Source organism: Longimicrobium sp., from assembly GCF_036280135.1.
Classification (GTDB): Bacteria; Gemmatimonadota; Gemmatimonadetes; order Longimicrobiales; family Longimicrobiaceae; genus Longimicrobium.
This window is the reverse complement of the sequence record NZ_DASURI010000744.1, coordinates 1-2,695: the sequence shown is the minus strand read 5'-3', so window position 1 is coordinate 2,695 and position 2,695 is coordinate 1. Positions and strand designations below refer to the sequence as shown.

Genomic DNA, 2,695 nt, shown 5'->3' with positions numbered 1-2,695 from the left:
GTTGACGAGGGTCCAGTGCACCAGGTCCCGCGAGTGCAGGATGGGCAGCGCGGGAAAGGCGTTGAAGCTGGACGCCGTCATGTAGTAGTCGTCGCCCACGCGCACCACGTCCGGGTCCGAGTAGTCGGCGAAGACGATGGGATTGCGATAGCGGCCCGGCCCCGCGTCCGGGCTCCACGCCTGCGACGCCAGGGGAAACGCGCCCAGCAGCGCGCACAGGACGACGAGGGACGGGCGTAGCTTCATCATCCGCGGGATCCGAAGATGCAGTTTGTTCCCACTCAGAACAATATTACGCAATGTAACGCCGGGCCTCCGCTGGGCGCAACACGCCGTGGACGCATGACGACGCGCGCGACAGATTGCGGATCGTGCATCCATCTCACATCCACCGGGACCGAACCGCCATGGCCAGCATCGCCACCATCGGATACGAAGGCAGCAACGTGCAGAACTTTCTGGACGCGCTCAAGGCGGCGGACGTGGAGCTGCTGGTGGACGTGCGCGCCGTGGCCAGCTCGCGGCGCCCGGGGTTCAGCAAGACGCGGCTGGCCGAGAACGCGCGCTCCATCGGCGTCGACTACCTGCACCTGCGCGGACTGGGCACGCCGGCCGAGGGCCGCGCCGCCGCCCGCGCCGGCCACCACGCCGAGATGCAGGCCGTCTTCGCCGAGCACTTGGCGACAGAGCAGGCGCAAACGGAGCTGCACGCCCTGGCGGAGCTGGTGCGCGCCGGCCGCCGCGTGTGCCTGCTGTGCTTCGAGGCGGACCCCGCCCACTGCCACCGCACCCTCGTGGCCGATGCGCTGCGGGAGCTCGTCCCCGCCACCGTCACCGACCTCCGCCCTGATCGCGAAGACGACTGAGCACGGGAAGATCGTTGATCGATTCGTGTACTCTCGTGTACTATGTTGTCAGTTAGCCACTGATTCTAGCAATAACTGTCAACATGCTGCCACTTGAACTGCAGACGCCCCGCGAGATGGCGGGGATGCTGGCGCGGCACGTTAAGGAGCTGCGCCTGTACCGCGGCTGGACGCAGGAAGAGACGGCGGAGCGCGCGGGGCTCACCCTGGCGACGTACCGCCGCTTCGAGCGCACGGGCCACATCGCGCTGGAGCGCCTGCTCAAGCTCGCCGTGGTGCTGGATGCGCGAGGCGGCTTCGACCAGTTGTTCGCGCGGCCCCCGGCACGTTCCATCAAGGAACTGGAGAAGCTCGCCGCGGCCGAAACGCGTCAACGGGGAAGGCGGCGTGATGCGCGCGCTTGACGTTGCCCTCACGTGGGGCGAGGACGAGATCGCCGTCGGCACGCTCGTCGAGCGGAATCGCGCGATCTACTTCGAGTACGACGCGGCGTTCCTCGCCAATCCCCTCCCCCTCTCTCCGTTCAAGCTGGCTGTCAAAGCCGGGCTGGTGGAGCACACGGATCGCGATTTCGCGGGCGTGTTCGGCGTGTTCAACGACTCGCTGCCGGACGGCTGGGGCCTGCTTCTGATGGACCGCGAGTTCCGCAAGCAGGGGCTGAACCCGGCCGCCGTCTCGCCGCTGGACCGGCTGGCGTACATCGGCACGCGGGGAATGGGCGCGCTCACGTATCATCCGCCCACCGCTGCGGATGACGATGAGCGGCTGGGTGTGGACCTGGACGCCATCGCGCGCCAGGCAGAGCGCATCCTGGAAGGCAGCGCCGAAGACGTGCTCCCGGCGCTGCGCATCGCGGGCGGCTCGCCGGCCGGCGCGCGGCCCAAGGTGCTCGTGGGCGTGGCGGATGACGGACGGCTGCTCGCCGGCACAGCGGACCTGCCACCAGGCTACCGGCACTACCTCGTGAAGTTCAACGCGCGCGAGGACGCGCCGGACATCGGCGCGGTGGAGGTCGCGTACTCGGCGATGGCGCGCGAGGCCGGCGTGGATGTGCCCGCCGCGCGGCTGTTCGAGACGCGCGACGGCGGGCGCTACTTCGGCGCGGAGCGGTTCGACCGCGCGGGGAACGAGCGCATCCACATGCACACGCTCAGCGGCCTGCTGCACGCCAGCCACCGTGTCCCCTCGATGGACTACGAGGGTTTCCTGCGCGCGACGCACGTCCTTACGCAGCACGCGCGCGAGCTGGAGGAGGCGTTTCGGCGGATGGTGTTCAACGTGCTGGCGCACAATCGCGACGACCACGTCAAGAACTTCTCGTACCTGATGGGCCGCGAGGGCCAGTGGCGGCTGGCGCCCGCGTACGACCTCGTGTTCTCCGACGGGCCGCGCGGCGAGCACACGATGGCCGTTGCCGGCGAGGCACGCCGCCCAAGTGTACGCGACATGCTGCGCGTGGCCGAGGCCGCCAGCGTGGACGCTGGACGCGCGCGGCAGATCATCGAGCAGGTGCGTGACGCCGTGTCGCGGTGGCCGCACTTTGCCCGCGAGACCGGCGTGCCGGACGGCAGAATCCAGGAGATCGGGCGCGTTCTCGCCACGCTGGGACGGTAAGCCGATCGCGTGGATTGGCGAAATACGGCGGGATGTGTTGCGCGGTACGCGACGGAGAGGTCATGTTGGCCGTGTGGATCTGCCCCGATTGCAAGGACACCGGGTTAGTGGGGATCAAGCGGCTTTTGGAAGCGACGCGCGCGTCGCTTCCAAAAGCCGCTTGTCGAACTCCGCCGGCGTCAGGTACTCCAGGCTGGAGTGCCTGCGGTGGCGGT

4 protein-coding genes are annotated in these 2,695 nt (G+C 68.8%); 3 read left to right on the top strand and 1 reads right to left on the bottom strand.

Translation table 11 applies throughout. The features are described from left to right. The coding region (locus VFZ20_RS24100) for a family 43 glycosylhydrolase (RefSeq protein WP_349264125.1) at window positions 1-246 on the bottom strand (246 nt) is incomplete at its 3' end. Window positions 247-407: 161 nt separating this feature from the next. Between VFZ20_RS24100 and VFZ20_RS24095 the strand changes: the two genes are divergently transcribed. The 3 genes from VFZ20_RS24095 to VFZ20_RS24085 all read left to right on the top strand — a co-directional run bounded on the left by VFZ20_RS24095 (window position 408) and on the right by VFZ20_RS24085 (window position 2,480). Then, complete coding sequence (locus VFZ20_RS24095; RefSeq protein ID WP_329686508.1) at window positions 408-866, top strand: DUF488 domain-containing protein; 459 nt, start codon at window positions 408-410, stop codon at window positions 864-866. 83 nt (window positions 867-949) lie between these two features. Then, on the top strand, window positions 950-1,270 hold the full coding sequence (locus tag VFZ20_RS24090) for a helix-turn-helix transcriptional regulator (protein WP_329686507.1): 321 nt from the start codon (window positions 950-952) through the stop codon (window positions 1,268-1,270). Beyond that, window positions 1,257-2,480, top strand: a complete 1,224-nt coding sequence (locus VFZ20_RS24085; protein WP_329686506.1) for a type II toxin-antitoxin system HipA family toxin — start codon at window positions 1,257-1,259, stop codon at window positions 2,478-2,480. The genes VFZ20_RS24090 and VFZ20_RS24085 overlap by 14 nt, the downstream gene beginning before the upstream one ends. Window positions 2,481-2,695 lie beyond the last annotated feature (215 nt).

What these genes read in the sequence shown, in the direction of transcription:
- VFZ20_RS24095 (WP_329686508.1), top strand. Translation starts at nt 408, where the DNA reads ATGGCCAGCATCGCCACCATCGGATACGAAGGCAGCAACGTGCAGAAC.
- VFZ20_RS24090 (WP_329686507.1), top strand. Translation starts at nt 950, where the DNA reads ATGCTGCCACTTGAACTGCAGACGCCCCGCGAGATGGCGGGGATGCTG.
- VFZ20_RS24085 (WP_329686506.1), top strand. Translation starts at nt 1,257, where the DNA reads ATGCGCGCGCTTGACGTTGCCCTCACGTGGGGCGAGGACGAGATCGCC.